The 17504-nt window shown below is 40.4% G+C and carries 13 protein-coding genes; 7 read left to right on the top strand and 6 right to left on the bottom strand.

The genetic code is table 11. From position 1 onward, the window contains the following. Window positions 1-212: 212 nt before the first annotated feature. On the bottom strand, window positions 213-1010 hold the full coding sequence (dapB, locus tag ACMZOO_RS13500) for a 4-hydroxy-tetrahydrodipicolinate reductase (protein ID WP_440903857.1): 798 nt from the start codon (window positions 1008-1010) through the stop codon (window positions 213-215). 57 nt (window positions 1011-1067) lie between these two features. After that, window positions 1068-1676, bottom strand: a complete 609-nt coding sequence (locus ACMZOO_RS13495) for a flavin reductase family protein (RefSeq protein WP_440903856.1) — start codon at window positions 1674-1676, stop codon at window positions 1068-1070. A 113-nt stretch (window positions 1677-1789) separates the two neighbouring features. Between ACMZOO_RS13495 and ACMZOO_RS13490 the strand changes: the two genes are divergently transcribed. Together ACMZOO_RS13490 and tcdA are read left to right on the top strand one after the other, a co-directional pair. Continuing rightward, window positions 1790-4528 (top strand): hypothetical protein, encoded by a 2739-nt coding sequence (locus tag ACMZOO_RS13490; RefSeq protein WP_440903855.1) that lies wholly within the window; start codon window positions 1790-1792, stop codon window positions 4526-4528. 88 nt (window positions 4529-4616) lie between these two features. Then, window positions 4617-5420, top strand: coding sequence for a tRNA cyclic N6-threonylcarbamoyladenosine(37) synthase TcdA (tcdA, locus tag ACMZOO_RS13485; RefSeq protein WP_440906306.1), 804 nt, complete (start codon window positions 4617-4619; stop codon window positions 5418-5420). Window positions 5421-5956: 536 nt separating this feature from the next. Here the strand turns inward: tcdA and ACMZOO_RS13480 are convergent. Beyond that, the gene (locus tag ACMZOO_RS13480; protein WP_440903854.1) at window positions 5957-6973 is read right to left on the bottom strand and encodes an outer membrane protein assembly factor BamB family protein; all 1017 of its coding nucleotides are present in this window, start codon (window positions 6971-6973) and stop codon (window positions 5957-5959) included. A 671-nt stretch (window positions 6974-7644) separates the two neighbouring features. Further along, window positions 7645-8697: an aldo/keto reductase gene (locus tag ACMZOO_RS13475; RefSeq protein ID WP_440903853.1), complete on the bottom strand. Its 1053-nt coding sequence runs from the start codon at window positions 8695-8697 to the stop codon at window positions 7645-7647. Between the two features lie 503 nt (window positions 8698-9200). Between ACMZOO_RS13475 and ACMZOO_RS13470 the strand changes: the two genes are divergently transcribed. The 5 genes from ACMZOO_RS13470 (at window position 9201) to ACMZOO_RS13450 (ending at window position 14653) form a co-directional block, all read left to right on the top strand. Next, window positions 9201-9461: a DUF4212 domain-containing protein gene (locus ACMZOO_RS13470; RefSeq protein ID WP_440903852.1), complete on the top strand. Its 261-nt coding sequence runs from the start codon at window positions 9201-9203 to the stop codon at window positions 9459-9461. Between the two features lie 3 nt (window positions 9462-9464). Continuing rightward, a complete protein-coding gene (locus tag ACMZOO_RS13465; protein WP_440903851.1) occupies window positions 9465-11246 on the top strand; it encodes a sodium:solute symporter family protein in 1782 nt (593 codons plus the stop codon). 131 nt (window positions 11247-11377) lie between these two features. Next, complete coding sequence (locus ACMZOO_RS13460) at window positions 11378-12973, top strand: cation:proton antiporter family protein (protein ID WP_016954076.1); 1596 nt, start codon at window positions 11378-11380, stop codon at window positions 12971-12973. 84 nt (window positions 12974-13057) lie between these two features. Continuing rightward, the gene (locus ACMZOO_RS13455) at window positions 13058-13579 is read left to right on the top strand and encodes a GNAT family N-acetyltransferase (RefSeq protein WP_440903850.1); all 522 of its coding nucleotides are present in this window, start codon (window positions 13058-13060) and stop codon (window positions 13577-13579) included. Window positions 13580-13834: 255 nt separating this feature from the next. After that, the gene (locus tag ACMZOO_RS13450) at window positions 13835-14653 is read left to right on the top strand and encodes a DUF1338 domain-containing protein (protein WP_440903849.1); all 819 of its coding nucleotides are present in this window, start codon (window positions 13835-13837) and stop codon (window positions 14651-14653) included. Between the two features lies 1 nt (window position 14654). Here ACMZOO_RS13450 and ACMZOO_RS13445 read toward each other — a convergent pair whose 3' ends face one another. Together ACMZOO_RS13445 and ACMZOO_RS13440 are read right to left on the bottom strand one after the other, a co-directional pair. Next, on the bottom strand, window positions 14655-14975 hold the full coding sequence (locus tag ACMZOO_RS13445) for a hypothetical protein (protein WP_440903848.1): 321 nt from the start codon (window positions 14973-14975) through the stop codon (window positions 14655-14657). 127 nt (window positions 14976-15102) lie between these two features. After that, window positions 15103-17415: an alpha-amylase family glycosyl hydrolase gene (locus ACMZOO_RS13440; RefSeq protein WP_440903847.1), complete on the bottom strand. Its 2313-nt coding sequence runs from the start codon at window positions 17413-17415 to the stop codon at window positions 15103-15105. Between the last annotated feature and the right edge of the window lie 89 nt (window positions 17416-17504).

Raw genomic sequence — 17504 nt, 5'->3', positions numbered from 1 at the left:
AACATTAAAAAACGGGAGCCATTTGAACAACAGCAACCCGTTCTTGAAATTCTGTGAATGTGAATGAGAGCGAACTTTCAATTCGCTGCAGATAAATCTTGTCTATTCTAGATGAATTCATTCTTTTTTGCTAATAAAAATTGCAAAACTATGACAAATAGTCGTTTAAGCACAAAAAAAACCTAAAACAGACAAAATTATAAGTTTAATCTTTACTTCAAGCCTAAAACGTCTTGCATATCGTAAAGCGCTGTTGGTTTATCACTCAACCAATGTGCAGCTCTTACCGCGCCTTTTGCAAAAGTTAAACGGCTAGAAGCTTTATGGGTAATTTCGATGCGCTCACCTATATCGGCAAACATGACTGTGTGCTCACCCACTATGTCACCAGCGCGAATTGTCGCAAAACCTATTTCATCACGCGGTCTTTCGCCTGTGTTGCCTTCACGGCCATAAACTGCTTTTTCTTCTAAATCACGTCCAAGGGTATCGGCAATAACTTGACCCAAGGCTAGAGCTGTACCTGATGGCGCATCTTTTTTGAACCTATGGTGCGCTTCCCAAATCTCGATATCTGTATAGTCGCCCATGACTTTACTTGCCATTTCGAGCAACTTAAACAATAAATTAACACCAACACTCATATTTGCAGCAAAAACGACAGGGATTTTCTCACCAGCAGCTTTTACTTCTGCCAATTGTTCTTTGCTAAAACCTGTGGTACCAATGATGATAGGTTTGTTGTTAGCCACACACCAACGAATGTTGTTAATGCTGGCATCCGGCAAAGTAAAATCAATATACACATCTGCAGATGCTGTATCAGTACAAACTTGTGCTGGTAAACCTAAATTACCAATACCGGCAATTTCGCCTACATCAATGCCATTAAATGCAGAGCCTTCACGAACAAATGCTTGATGTAATGTTACCGCTTCGTTTTGTTCACACGCTTCAATTAACGCGCGTCCCATTCGGCCATTTGCGCCGAAAATACCGATTTTTGTCATTTTTGCTTTACCTAATAATTCAATTCTGCGCGCATTTTAGTCGCTCTATTCTAGTTTTCAAATTTTTGCCAAAATAATTTCTTTTAAGTTAGCGTATTCTCGTCCACCCAAACGTGCAATCGGGTCAATTTTAAGTACATCTGTTTTCAATCTTTGTTTGGCATCTAAACCCACCACGTCATCGGCAATATAAATTTGTTTAATTTCCACAAACACCAAAGTTTGAGGTTTGTCACCCATTTCAATTGTTTGATATAACTTACAGCCAAATGCAATTGGGCAATCTTTAACTCTTGGCAGGGGAAAACCTGCAAACTCAGTTGTTTCGATATTATATGCGTCTATCTCTGACTCTTCAGCCGCTAGAGTATTGGCACTATCTTGCATTTGCTGCACTTGACTAGCAGAGGCGATATGCACAACACAATGTTTATTGTATTCAAAATTGGCGATCGAATCTTTCAGCTCGCCCGTTGGCTTTTTACCACCAGAATACATTAATAAAGGCGGTTCACTGCTCACAGCAGTAAAATACGAATACGGCGCCAAATTAAAATGTTGGTTTTGATGCTGGGTTAATACCCAAGCTACTGGCCTAGGCACCACAGTTTGGGTCATTAAGAAATAGATTTCACTCGGTGATAGTTTTGTTAAATCAATTAACACTATGGATTCCTTATTATTTTGTTAAAGTTCTTCTGCTATGATTCATCCCACATCACAACTGAGACAGTATAACCCTATATCCTATTTTTACCGGTATAAGTTCAAGGAATAACATGTACAAATATTTTACATTGCTCGCGTTAGTAATCTCGGCACAAACGCAAGCACAAGGACTGGTTGGACAAAACTCAACTTCGGTTGCGCACGATGAAACCTATTACACCAAAGATGTTGCAAATACTCGACTTATCTTTTCTAAAGAACATAAAGAACATGCAGAGCACGCCGCCGCAGTTGAAGAATATTTACAGCGCCAGTATCAAAAAACTTTTGGTTTTGCATTAGACGATACTTTGTATGTGGGTTTGATGTCGTCACACAACCAAATCGCCAATGGTTTTGCTACCCCCTACCCAGTTAATAGACAAATAAATTATATAGGTGGTGCACAAATGGTCGATTATTTTGCATCAACTTCTTGGTTGGATACTTTGTTATTGCACGAAACGGCACATAATTATCAAACTACAGCTAAGAATAACTTTGTTTCAAAAACCTTATATAAAGTTTTAGGCAATGGCAGTTTAATGTCGCCGATAATTCCGAGCATTAATCCAAATATTTTTGAATCTAGTTTTATTTTAGAAGGCAACGCCATCTTAAACGAGTCTTGGCATGGTAATGGCGGCCGTTTATATAGTGGTTTGTATAGAGCCATGACCAATGTACACGCCAAAGCGGGTTATTTAACCCCAGAGCGTATGTACAACAACACACTTAACTTCCCTTATGCTGAAGGTTTTTATATTTTTGGCTCGCAATATCAGCACTATTTAGCGGAGCAGTATGGCTTAGACAAAGTTAACAAATACTTTAAAATGCGTTCGCGCCACTGGTATTGGCCGTTTATGGTTAACCGACCAATGCGTAATACTTTAGGGGTAAATTTCAACGACAGTTTGTTTGCTTGGCAACAAAAATTGCAACAAGACGCACAAGACATGCAATTAGCCAATGGCAAAATCATAACCAGCTCAAAACAATTCGCGCCTATGAATAGACAAGCTGAGCAGATTGTATTTTTAACCAATCCAGATGCGGTGAGTGCGCCAATTCTGCAGCAATTTAATATACAAAATTCGAGCTTAAAGTCAGATAAAACCAGTCTAGCCTTAGGCAAGGTATTTGCGATAGGCGATGATTTTTATACTGTTTCAGGCCGAAAAACCTCAGTGTGGCGCAGCCAACAAGGTTTATTTGATGAAAGTGCACATATAAAACTAGGCAGCGAAGGCAAAATTCTCCAAGGATATTTAACTGATGGTCGTGCGGTTTATTTTGATAGCAGTCAATCTTTTGAACAACCGCAGTTGTATGTGGGTGATAAATTTTATGCGCAAGTGAATTCTTCAGTGCTAGTGCATCAAGATAATTTATATTATTTTGTCCAAAGTGGCCGCGAGCGTACCTTATTTAAAAATAACCAAGCATTGGCGAGTTTTACCGGACACTACGGCATAGTGGTTGATGTAGATAAACAAGGCCATGTTTATTTTATTGCCAATAGTGAACATGGCAGCAGTTTATACCGAACCAACCAAGGGTCTATTGAACGTGTATTAGCCGCAGATAACGTGGTGGATGCTAAATTAGTTAACGACCAAGTGTTAGTTTCGGCCATATCTAAAGACGAATATTATTATTCACTTGAAACACCCAAAATCAGCCAACAAACACCTTTCGTGGTTAATTTAATTTGGGATAAGCAAGCAATTAGTGAACAACAACCACAAGTCGCGGTAACCGAGTTACCGGATAAAAAAATCACTAATGAAAAAACCTATGGTTTATTCAATAACCTCAGGTTCAGTGGTGGCCATATCGCGCTTGGCAGTGTCACCGAAGAAAACGACAAAGGCGAAGAAGAAATCAAGACCTTATATAGCGTTAGTGCTTTGATAGCCGACCCACTAGATAGAACACAAATTGGTTTGTGGGCAATGCGCGACAGTGATTACTCAGATCTGGTTGGCATCAGCATCAGTAATAACCAAACCTTTTTGTTAACTGGCTTACAAGCCTATTATGTCGCCAACAATGGTTTTGATAATGATGCAACAACGCAAACACGCGACTCTGGTTTTGCTGCACAAATTAAAATTCCATTTTTGCAATCAGGTTTCTGGCGCGCCGAATTAGACACTAACTATTATCAAGATTATAAGTTGGACGAACGTGAACCGCTGTCTGTCGCATTAAATATCAGCCGCACTGAACATTATGCAAATAGCTGGCTGTATAACGAGTCTTTTGCCGTGAGCGCATACGCAACTGAAGATAGAGAAAGCAAAATAACCGGCGGGCAAATGTTGCTAGCAACCGACCTTGCCAACGAGTTTTATCTACAAGGAAAGATAAAACATTCACAAACCAACTTACAAAACGTAGATCCACTCAATCGTTTAGGGGTTGAATTGCAAGATACCTACGAATTTACCAACCCTGATCCAAGTAAATTTGTTTTGCCTTCACTTAAAGGTGACTTATTTGCCAAATCGGTTTCTTTTGCCGAAATTTCTGCATCTAAAGTATTCAACTTGTCTTGGTATTCGTTAAAGTCGCCTTTCTCACTGCGCCGAGAGAAACTGGCATTAGCTTTTAGGCACTATGACATTGAGCAAGCAAACAATTTAGTTGATGTAAAAATCAACCAAATGGTTTTGGGCTTAGATTTTGATATGCTAACGCTCAACAAACTCAATGTAACCCTTGACCTGCAATATATATATAGCGACGATGATTTAATTACTGAGCAAAACAAGTTCCAATTTGGTTTTAACCTACCTTTATAAAATGACCATATAGGTTCAGCACTCAATATAGAGTGCTGAGCGCTGCACTTTTTGCCAATCTTTGGCTATAATCGCGCCTTTATCGCAAATGACTCAAGGTTTTACAGTGCGTACAGACAATTTCGACAACCGCTTTGGTGGTACCCAACGTTTATATGGCGTTGAAGGCCTACAAAAAATTAATGCAGCGCATGTGGCTGTTGTTGGTTTAGGTGGTGTTGGTAGTTGGATTGTTGAAGCGTTAGCGCGCAGTGGCATTGGTAAACTCAGTTTGTATGATTTAGATGATATTTGTGTTTCGAACACCAATAGACAAATACATGCAGTCACCGGCCAGTACGGCCAATCGAAAAGTTTAGCTATGGAGCAAAGAGTTAAACTGATTAATCCTGATTGTGTTGTGAACGCGGTTGAAGATTTTGTGGTTAAAGAAAACTTAACTGAATATTTAACCAACGACCTCGATTATGTAGTGGATGCAACTGATAGCGTATTATCTAAAGCGGCTATGATAGCTCATTGTAAACGCAATAAAATTCGCATCGTTACTATTGGTGGTGCGGGTGGCCAGTTAGATCCAACACAAATTAAAGTGGCCGACCTTGCCAAAACCATTCAAGACCCATTACTGGCTAAAGTGCGTAATACTTTGCGCCGTGAATATAATTTTTCGAAAAATACTAAACGTAAATTTGGTGTAGAGGCCATTTATTCAACTGAGCAGTTAAAGTATCCAACCGCCTGTGGGGAGACTAGTTTGGCTAAACCTGAAAATGGTGAAGTGGCTAAGTTAGATTGTGCGACGGGTTTTGGTGCCGCAACAGTTGTTACCGGCACCTTTGGTTTTTTTGCTGCATCTTTGGTTTTAAATCGAGTTAGTGGTAATAAGTAGTCGCTTTAACTCGCAGGTTCTTTGACGCAATGTTGCTGCAACACAGAGCAATCAAGCAGCCTTGAAGCTTAATTTTCTAAAAACGCTGTTCACCGTCCCTGGTCGCTCGCATAAGGCATCCATGCCTTATGAAGTTTTAGAAAATTAGCATTCAAGTCTACTTTATCGAACAATTCCATCGCTACCAGAAACGTTTTTTTCAGCAGCTGGATTGATGTGTGATAGATGGTAGGGAGTGTTTATTGAAAAACTTCAATAAGATACCAATCCTATCGTCACCAATTGGAGAAAAATCGGTAGAGCAATAACTTAGAGCAAAATTTCTTTTTCATCGGCGAATCAGAACCGAAGCACCGCTTCGCAGTCTGATGAGGTGAAGTCAAGGAGGGCGACAGGGCCTGCCCTTCAAGGATGAATAGTCTACTCAATACTTGCTTACATTATCTGATGCGTTTTGCGAAAGTTATGGTCCAGTAATTTACGAATAGAGCACTAAGCTAAAACACAGTGGAACCAAGTTTCAGGCATTAACATTGCTAACGTGTTAGCGCTGGATAAATTCGCAATACACCGCGTGTATCTAACAAATAAACTTTTCCTTGATATATTTCCGGTTTATAAAATGCTGAACTTCTGTGTTTAATGGCTTGTTCTGCAACAATTTGGCGAGTGACCAAATCAACCACCAGTATTCGCCCTTTTTTACCTTTTTCGGGTACATATAAATAACCGTCGGCACATGCTTGAGTTGGCTGACTATACCCAGGAAAACTGTTAAACGGCGTATCGCTGGTTATCGTTAGTTCGATTGCCCCCGTTTCGGCATCAATTGTATGCAAAGCTTCACATTTGCTCATATCAGGGTTTCGCACTCTGACATAGCTGACAAGTTGTTTGGTGACGGGATCGTAACCACTAACCACGCCACCTCCTATGTCTGGCTTGGCGGTCCAAATAATTTCTCCAGTTAGTTTATCAAGCGCAATCACTATTGAAGGGTCATCTGGACTTTTGCACATAAGCTCACAGAGAATTTTATCTTCTAATTCAACTATTGTGTTAAACAGTACCTTTGTACCTTCTGGTGCCTGATAACGCCAGCGTTCCTGCCAATTATCAAAATAGGCAAATTGGCGATTAGAACTATCATTGATAATACATATCTGATTATTATTGTTGCATACGTCAATAAAACGAATGGGTAGTTCTTTTTCCCAGATTTTTTGACCGTTTTTGATATAGGCATATTTGCGTAGTTTCGAGCCAGTAATATTTGCGCTTAAAATATACTCTTGCACGGAAAACGACCAGCCGATCGATTTATAATCAAATTTCTCAATTTCAACTTCTTGTTCACCATCAAATATAAATAGCCTTTCATCATATCGATTCGTCAATAGTGACCTGCCCCCAACTAAGTTGGCATTATCCTCTATTTGATATAGCTGACCTTTTACTTCTATTTGATGTTCCCAGTGTATATAGGCCAATTTACCTTGATGGTAATCCACTCGTTTTATTTTTTCTTTGGTTTCAAGTAATTTAAATTGCATTATTCCATGCTCACTTTGATATCCGTAACCGGCATTATTAGTTTATTCTAATTGTTAACAGCAATTAATATGCAGGGCTTGCACCAGTAATTTCCCTATATTGCGATATACGCCGAGTTACTGCAACCCTGTGCAACCAAGCAGCCTTGAAGCTTAATTTTCTAAAATCGCTGTTCACCATCCATGGTCGCTCACATAAGGCATCCATGCCTTATGAAGTTTTAGAAAATTAGCATTCAAGTCTACTTTTATCGAACAATTCCATCGCTGCCAGCAACGCCTTTTTCCGCGGTTGGATTGACGTGTGATAGATGGTAGGGAGTGTTTCTTGGAAAACTTCAAAAAGACACCAATCCTATCGTCACCAATTGGAGAAAAATAGGTAGTGCTGATTAATGGATGAATAGTCGCCTTTATTCACAGCGTTTTTGCGAAATTTATGGTTCAGTAATTTCCGAATAGCGCACTAAGCTAGAAGTTACTGAAACACAGAACAATCAAGTAGCAAAACCGATGTGAGAAAGTTGGTTGGGAGTGTTTTTTGAAAAACTTCCAATCGGTAGGGATACCGTTTGAGAGCGGGCCATGGATGGCCTTGCAGCGATTTTTCAAAAAATATCCCAACCAACTTGAGCTTCCATGCCACCTAGTGCACAGCGGATTCGAAACACCTAAAAAGGTGCTGGATACTGCTGCTGAACTTCAGCCACTTGCTGTAAAACTTCTTCTGATAACTCAATAGCAAAAGCATCTATATCTTCTTTCAATTGCGCCATCGAAGTAGCACCAATAATAGTAGAAGTAACACCATCAACCTGATCACACCAAGCCAACGCTAACTGACTTGCTGTCATGCCATGTTGTTCAGCAATTTGTTTATATGCAGCAACGGCTTTATGGGTGTTTTCAGTATCGCGGAACAAACCATTGCGTTGCGACTGACTCCAACGTGAACCTTCAGGTTTAGCACCATTTAAATATTTACCGCTTAAAACACCACCACCTAGCGGAGACCAAGGCAAATAAGCAACATCTTGATGCACACAGTTTTCAATTAAATACGGCCAGTCTTTGGTATGTAACAAACTAAACTCATTTTGAATAGAAGTGATACGTGGCAAGTTGAATTCTTTACTCAATTGCACAAACTGATTAATCCCCCAAGGTGTATCATCGGATAACCCTAAATAACGAATTTTGCCAGCTTTTACTGCTTGCTCGGCAGCCTGCAAAATTTCGCGCATTTGTGCTGTATGCTGCTCAGCATCCACATCAGTGAAGGAGATAAAGTTTGGCATATGTTTGCCAAAATGCGGTGATGTGCGGTTTGGCCAATGTAATTGATATAAATCGATACAATCAGTTTGCAAACGCGCCAATGAAGCATCAATTGCCTTAGTGACAGCTTCAGCAGTAATATCACCGGCATCACGTATCCATGGAATGCCATTGCCGGCAATTTTGCTGGCTAACACAAATTCATCTCTGCGAGATTTATTCGCGTTAATCCAATTGCCAATAATACTTTCAGTCGCACCATAAGTTTCTGGGCTGGGAGGTACAGCATACATCTCTGCTGTATCAATAAAATTAATACCTTGTGCTAATGCATATTCAATTTGTTCATTTGCATCTTCTTGAGTGTTTTGATTGCCCCAAGTCATAGTGCCTAAACAAACGCGTGATACTGACAGGCCGCTTGAGCCTAATTGACTATATTTCATTATTCGTTTTATCCCAAAAAAAAGCGTTTAACAAATACAGTCTAAGATAACAAAGCCAAATTAACAGATAAACTAGTGAATTAACTCTAATCTATTGCCGGATTGGCAACAAAGCTAGGGCCTGTTGATCTTTCGTGGACAAATTTTGTTCTAACTAAATGCTTTTTAATCAAGGCGCAGCATTGAAGGCCTAATGGATTAAGTCAAAATGCTGTAACAAAGAGTAAAAAGCATTTAGAACGAACCCGAAGGGCAGCGTTTGTTTGGTATTTCTTCTGCGTTATAGCTCATTTATGTAGCCCACTACACTTCAATCACTATGCCTTGTATAAATACCAAACAAACTGCTGCAAAATTGAACCCGAAAGATCAACAGGCCCTAGCCATACCTGTCAAAAACGAGCAAAAAATGCCACCAGTAGACATTTTTCCATTTAACCAAATATAAATACATGCTAACTTTTAGGAAACAAAATATAAACATTATAATTTTAGGGAAAAACATGGCTAACTCACTCAAGCCGGCTCAACAGTATTGGCGAGCCAACCTCAAACTTTTAGCAATTTGTCTTACCGTCTGGTTTGTTGTGTCTTTTGGCGCAGGCATACTTGCGGCAGACTTTTTTAACCAATGGCGTTTAGGTGGTTACCCACTTGGCTTTTGGTTTGCACAACAAGGCTCTATTTACACTTTTGTCGGCTTAATCTTTTTCTATGCCTGGCAAATGAATAAATTAGACCAAAAATTTCAACAAGGAGAATAAACAATGGAATTACAAACCATGATCTACCTTGTTGTAGGTTTTACTTTCTGTATTTATATGGGTATCGCAATATTGGCTCGCGCTGGTAGTACAGGCGAGTTTTATGTTGCGGGTAAAGGCATTCACCCTGTTGCTAATGGTATGGCAACAGCAGCTGACTGGATGTCAGCAGCTTCATTTATTTCCATGGCGGGTTTAATCGCCTTTATAGGTTATGACGCTTCAGCTTACTTGATGGGCTGGACCGGTGGCTACGTATTACTGGCATTATTGCTTGCGCCTTATTTGCGCAAATTCGGTAAATTCACAGTGCCGGAATTTATTGGTGATCGTTTCTATTCAAATGGCGCTCGCATAGTGGCAGTCATTTGTTTATTGGTTGCGTCTATCACTTATGTAATCGGCCAGATGAAAGGTGTAGGTGTGGCGTTTAGTCGCTTCTTAGAAATCGAATTTGAAGCGGGTGTAATGGTAGGTATGGCGATTGTATTTGTCTACGCTGTATTAGGTGGCATGAAAGGCATTACCTATACCCAAATCGCCCAGTATGTGATTTTGATTTTCGCCTACACAGTACCAGCCGTGTTTATTTCACTGCAATTAACAGGCAATCCACTGCCACAATTAGGTTTGGGCTCTGAAATGGCAAGCGGGGATGGAATTTATCTACTCGATAAGCTGGATGCCACCCTCAAAGATCTCGGTTTTACGGCATTTACCGAGCAAAAAGGCTCTGACATGAATTTATTTCTACTCACCATGTCATTAATGATAGGTACAGCCGGTTTACCACATGTAATAATTCGCTTCTTTACTGTACCTGGCGTTAAAGAAGCACGTAGCTCAGCAGGTTGGGCGTTGGTATTTATCGCAATTTTATACACAACAGCACCTGCTGTTGGTGCTATGGCGATGTTTAATGTGTTAAAAACCGTCCAGCCTGAAGTGACCGAAGTAGCAGGTACAGAACAAGCCTTACCTGCAAAAGTTAATTCACTTGAAGTAACCGACAAACCGCAATGGTTTAGCACCTGGGAAAATACAGGGTTATTACAGGTAGAAGATAAAAACGGCGACGGCCAAATACAGTATTACAATGATAAAAACCCAGACTTTGCAGCTAAAGCAGCAGAGCAAGGTTGGCAAGGTAATGAGTTAACTAAAGTTGACCGCGACATTATGGTGTTAGCCAACCCAGAAATAGCTCAATTGCCAAATTGGGTGATCGCCTTAGTTGCGGCAGGTGGTATTGCAGCTGCACTTTCAACTGCAGCAGGCTTATTATTGGCAATATCTTCAGCTATTTCGCATGATTTATTAAAACGCACCTTTAAACCGGATATTTCTGAAAAAGCAGAACTGAACGCCGGTCGCATGGCGATGGCAGGGGCAATTTTAATCGCTGGTTATTTAGGTATAAACCCACCTGGTTTTGCCGCACAAGTGGTCGCCCTCGCCTTTGGTTTAGCGGCCGCGAGTATTTTCCCAGCGCTTATGATGGGTATATTTAGCAAACGTATTAACAACCATGGTGCCATTGCAGGTATGCTAGCTGGCTTGTTAACTACGTTGCTGTACATCTTCGCTTACAAAGGTTTCTTCTTTGTGCAAGGCACAGAGTTATTTGCAAATACCCCTGATAATTGGTGGTTAGGTATTTCACCCGAAGCTTTTGGTGCAATTGGCGCACTTATCAACTTTACTGTGGCTAATGTAGTTGCACGCACAACTGCAGAGCCACCAGCAGAAATTGCACAGTTAGTTGAAGATATTCGCACGCCTTAACTCCTCTATTAGCAGGTTGCTGCCAAGTGGCCTGCTTTATCCAGCTATTTGAAAAACCACTAAAAGTCATGCTTAACACAGTTCAAGCTTTCCTTTATGATAGGTGTTAACTTGGTTACAGGGTTTTCTGCATGGATTTTTATTGGATTCTCATCGTTTTTGTTTTTGGATTTGCGTTAAAACAAATAGGTTTGCCACCTATGATAGGCTATCTAATTGCAGGTTTTGCTATGCACGCTTATGGCATTTCGCCTTTGCAAAACGTGGAAACCCTCGCAGATCTCGGTATTACCCTGCTACTCTTTACCATAGGCCTTAAAGTAAAAGTTAAAGAACTGACGGACAAAGTTGTGCTTGGTGGCGCGATTCACCCTATGGTGATCACCACAGTTATTGTTGCTTTAGGCAGTCTATTTTTCGGGGTCATTACTACCACAGCTTTATTCGACATTTCATGGCAAACCGCAGCATTAATAGGTTTTGCCTTGAGCTTTTCAAGTACTGTGTGTGTGGCAAAAATACTCGAAGAAACGGGTGAGCTGAAAACCCGCCACGGTAAAGTTTCAATTGGTATTTTAGTTATTCAAGACTTCGCTGCCGTGATCTTTCTAGTTGCGGCTTTAGGCGCATTGCCAAGCATTTGGGCATTGTTGCTGGTGCTACTGATTCCAGCGCGTAAAATCTTCAATAAATTACTCGACCAAGCTGGTCACGGTGAGTTATTGCCCTTAATTGGTTTCTGCTTTGCCTTTGGTGGTTATGAACTGTTTTATGCGGTTGATTTAAAAGGTGATTTAGGCGCACTTATAGCTGGCATGTTATTAAGCTCACACGTTAAATCCAACGAGTTATATAAATCTTTGATGAACTTTAAAGATTTGTTCTTAATTGGCTTTTTTATCTCTATCGGTTTTACCGCGCTGCCAACGTGGGAAACCTTTGCGTTAGCCATAACACTTGTTGCGCTAATACCAGTTAAATTCGCTATTTTCTTCTACATATTGGCGAAACTAAAATTGCGTGCACGTACTAGCTTTTTGACTGCGATGGCACTGGCCAACTTTAGTGAATTTGGTTTAATTGTCGCAAAAATATCTGTTGAAAAAAACTGGTTAGCGCCAGATTGGTTAGTTGCAATTGCTATCGCGGTAACCTTATCTTTTATTGTTAGTAGCCTAGTATTCAAAAATGCTCATTTATATTTTAGCCGCTATAAAAAGCACATTCTTAAATATGAAGCCGACGCAACGGTTAATAATACCTGCCCTAATTTACCGACCTCAGCCGAAGTACTGATAGTAGGTATGGGACGTGTCGGTAGTGGTAGTTACGACGCATTATCTGAATTAATTGGTGAGAAAGTCTGGGGCATTGATGCTGATTCCGACCGTATCGACAAACACAACCTAGCCAACAGGAAAGTCGCTTTAGCGGATGCGGAAGATATCGAATTTTGGGAACAAATAAACTTACATCAAGTTCAGTTAGTAATGCTTGCACTGCCGTCTTTAGCCGACATGAAAAACGTCATTATGCAGCTCAAACTATGTAACTACCAAGGGCAAATAGCGGCGATATCTCAATACACAGACGAAAGCGAATTGTTAGTTAAAGCCGGCGCTCATACTGTATTTAATTACCACAAAGAGATAGGTACAGGTTTTGCCAAAGAAAGTTTAAACCTGTTAAGACAAGCTGATTCGGCTTTACCTTTAGCACATCAATAAATTTTTTGCTGGTCTTACTTGTGGGGGTAAGACTCAGCAACTATATTTTTTACACACACTAAATTTGATTACAGGAAGTAAGTTATGTTGCCCCCACACAAGCCATCTACACACAAGTCAGTTGCTCAACAGCTGATCCCTCAACTAGAAAACGAACTTGAATATCATGCGGTTGATGCCAGCCAAGTAAACACTTGTTTAGAGTTTTACCGTGAGCTCGAATTCCTCAACCAAGGCCACGTTGAAGCTTTTTGCCCTGCTAGTAACAAAATAACTTTAGCGCAAAAAATTAACCAAGCGGATTACCATATCGAACTGGTTTATTGGCACGATGAAGTAATTGGTTTAATTGAATACAGTAGTGATAACCAAGCAAATTCAAATTATTTAAACAACCTATTTCTGCGCCGCCAATATCGTAGTTCGGGTTTTGCTGAAGTGGTATTACAGCACGTGTATGGTTATTTTAAACAACAACAAAAACAGCAATTATTAAGCAAAATAAACATCAATAACAATTTAGCCATGCGATTTTTCCGCAAACACCAATGGCAATATTATGGACAACCGCAAGAGCAAACTCAGTGGATGCAGATGGAGCTTTGAACCACCCGGCCTCGGCTTACTTTATCCAAACAGAAACGCTGTAAACACAATCCCTGTGCGCTCCGACTTTTCATCCATGAAAAGTAGGTTCTGTTTCGGATAAAATAAGCCAAGTCCTCAAATTCAGCACGCTGCGAGATTACACTGTACCTATTCACCTTGAAATAGCAGCACAGTGCCAGCATACCCAACATAGCGCAGTTACAAATCCCCGACTATACTGACTAGATTAAATAATGCTCAATGGGTGGTGTTATGGCGCGTCCAAGCTTTCCTCATTTAATGCACAAACTCTGGGTTGATTATGTCGCCCTCAACCCTGATGCGGATAAAATCCACGATTTGTTGTCGCCCAACCAACAAGTCGTCAATGACCATATTGCACTGCGCACACTTGATCACCCTGATATAAATATATTTGTCCTCGCGCAGTTTTTTGAAAAATATGGATTTGTTGAACAAGATACCTATAACTTCACTGAGAAAAAGCTTAAAGCAAAATATTACCAACACCCAACAGAAACAAGTTGGCCAAAAATATTTATCTCGCAGTTGATATTGGCTGAATTTCCAACAAAGGTGCAAAAGCTGTTAACCGATAAAGTGGCGCAAATTCCAGCGAATAAGTTAAAAACAGAACGATTGTTATATGCAGGTCGTTTGTGGTCATGCACTTATGACGAATACTTGGCACTGGCAAATGTATCCGAATATGCAGCTTGGTGGGCAGCTTTGGGTTTTCATGCCAATCACTTTACCATTTTGGTTAATAGCTTAAAAACCAAAGGTGGTGACAGCATAAATATAGAACAAGTCAATCAATCACTAAAACTTGTTGGCTATAAACTGAATGCGCATGGCGGTGAAATTAAGGGCTCAGAACAAGACAGGCTGCTGCAATCATCTACTTTGGCGTATCAGAAAAAAATGCCATTTAATGACGGCATGTACAAAATCCCCACCTGTTATTACGAATTTGCGCAGCGTTTTAGCGATGAAGATGGCCAACAGTTTGATGGTTTTGTACCAAATTCAGCAGATAAAATTTTCCAAAGCACAGATAGAAATCAGTAGCCTAAACTGTTTCGTTGATAATGCGCCCGACAACATTGCCGATATCCGTTGGCAGTTTGCTGTTAGCTAAAGCTGTGTTGGCTTGCACAGAAAAAGAGACGAGCTTATCGGTTAAAGGATCGCCCTTGCCTATGCCTGATAACAAATTGCCTGTTAAACCTATTTGTTGCGAGGCAACTCCTGCAAGTAACTCTTCTTTTGTTTGCGCTTGGTTTTGTTGCGCAAGGTTAATAGAGTTAGCAGTTAACGAAGGTTTATTTTGTGCAAATGTCTGCTGTAAAATTGATTGATTTAAACCGGGTTGAATTGAATTAATCGCCATACTGCTCACCTTACACCTGCGCGAATCTCTTCGTTAAATATAGAACAATCCGGTGAATAAATAAACAAAATTAAACATCTGAGTACAGACCAAAGTGCATATTAGCAACTTTGGTCTATATTCGTAGCTAAAACCAAGCTTCCACTTGAACTACAGCTGATTCAACGGGCGTTATAAGCTGATTATTATCGCCACTTTGCCAATAAACCTCGCCTAAACCTTGTTTGATACATTTCCATTCAATTGCTGTGTCGGTGGCAACGCCTGTTAAAGTGGCAGACCAAGCAGGATAATTAGTCGGTTCTAGTTTGAACGCTTGTAATGTATTCCAACCGCCAAGCTGAGCAATATTGCCAACCGCATAAACACTCTCTCCCCATTCGGTATAACCATTGTGGCAAGTGAAATTAATATCCACCAAAGGTGTAGGCGGCTCCACAAATTCCCGCTGTAATATCACAGCACCATAGGCAGGAATGTGGAAAGAGGTAAAGTATTGGGCATGCCAACCACCTCGGCTAACTTCCGCTGAATTAGTTAAGTTATATTGAGGCCAACTGGTGTTTGCAACTTCTCGATAGCCACCATGTAGACCAATGTCATAATCAAACCAATCCGTACCTCTAAAATTCATAATAACTAAGTACTTGCCATTATCACGACTAAAAGCTGCAATGCCGTTAATATCATGAATATACTCTACTTTGCTATCGCCCGAAGACAGCGACACTGTATCGTTTGCACGTAACTGGTTTAATTTCTGATACCAAGCCAACAATTTCTGTTGACCATTGGATTCTTCATACTGACTTAACGGTAACCTGTCATCCCACCAATCAATATGAAACTGAGTTTCTTCAGCCGCTTCTTGTCCCATAAACACCATAGGTGTACCACGCGCCATAACGGTTCCGGCCAATGCAATTTGCGCCATTTGCCCACCTTTGCCATCTCTAGCTACTTTAGCAATGCGCTCGTCAACATTTCCCACTTCATCATGCGATTCAGTGTAAACAGTAGCGTCCTGCCAGCTATCACCAAAATGAGAGAAAACTTCAAATAAATGGTCTAAATGTGCGCCTCTTAAAACCTCTTTGAAATTATCATGAAATCTATCAACCCATTGACTATCCATAGGACCATGTGAGCTGCCCGCAACCGATGAACCTACATTGTCAGCAGTAATACCTTCCCAATCGGGTAACTCTTCTGCACTAAACCAGATATTGTTGTCGTATGCTTTAACATTGCCATATAGTTGGCGTAAGAAGTCCCAGCCACCACCGTCATGCGCTTGAGTTATCGCAAAGTTATTCGGGTTATGTATAGTGTTGGTTGCATCAAACCTAAAACCATCTATACGAAATTCACGTGCCAAATAAAGTAAGTTTTGAACAAAGAAATGCTGGGTCACATCATTATTATAATTTGGCATTGGCCCCCATATAGTTTGGCCATCTAGATAAGTTGCAGCATCGACTTGATCTAAAATATTGTCACCTGGGCCAATGTGATTAAACACCACATCAAGAATGACAGCTATACCATTAGAGTGCGCAGTATCTACCAATTGTTTAAGACCATCAGGCCCACCAAAAGAAGACTCAACGGCATAGAAAAATGCTGGGTTATAACCCCAGCTAAAATCACCCGCAAACTCATTTACCGGTAACATTTGTACTGCTGTTACCCCCAAATTGTTAATATAATCATTGTGCCCATTTGCATTTAATTCTTCAGTTACCTGCACAAATGCATTGCCCGAATTTCGATTGGTAAAACGCAGTGGGTGTAATTGATAGATATTTAAGTCACTTTGAGCAGGTCTTTGCCAGTCAGATGTTTGCCACTGGTACTGCTCAGAGAGATAAATTTTTGACCAACCAGAATCTAGCCCAGAATGTGTTACCCAGCGAGCAGCCGGATCTTGCATCGTGATTGTTTCTCCGTTTCTAACTAAACTGAAACGATAATGATCACCATGCAGAGGGCTTCGAGCAAAAAATTCATCAGAGCCTTTAAACCACCAGAATTTGCCATCAGGTGTCTGAGTTAAGCTAACTGCACCTGTTTCACCGTTGGTAAAATCACCAAATAGCTTCACGTTTTGGTCATTTTCTGCCGCATGAAAAACAACAATCCAATTATCCCCTTCTTTATATACACCTGGAGATCTTTGCCAAATTGCTTCAGCGTTATCATCCATCCAAGCCGGCGCAGGGATAAACGCACGAACCACAGAAGCGACGTTACCATTTTTCAAACCTTTAGATTTATCACTACGATTTTTCAACATAGTTTCAACTGGCAACTTATCAGCTAAAACCTCCAGAGCCTTGTTAGATGGTGCAGCGCTCAAGGTAAAACTAACTAGACCAGTGCAAATTAATACCTTGGTTAAGTGGTCGTATAATTTAGAAATCGATATGTCTACCTGCATAATAATTACTCAATTTATTTAGGAATGCTAAATAGACTAACTGACAGATAGTTAAAATTTGGTAAAGATTTAGAGTTAATTTGGTTAAA

It is taken from the genome of Catenovulum sp. SX2 (genome assembly GCF_052056295.1).
Classification (GTDB): domain Bacteria; phylum Pseudomonadota; class Gammaproteobacteria; order Enterobacterales; family Alteromonadaceae; genus Catenovulum.
The sequence above is the reverse complement of the archived record's forward strand: the minus strand, read 5'-3'. Positions and strand labels throughout refer to the sequence as shown.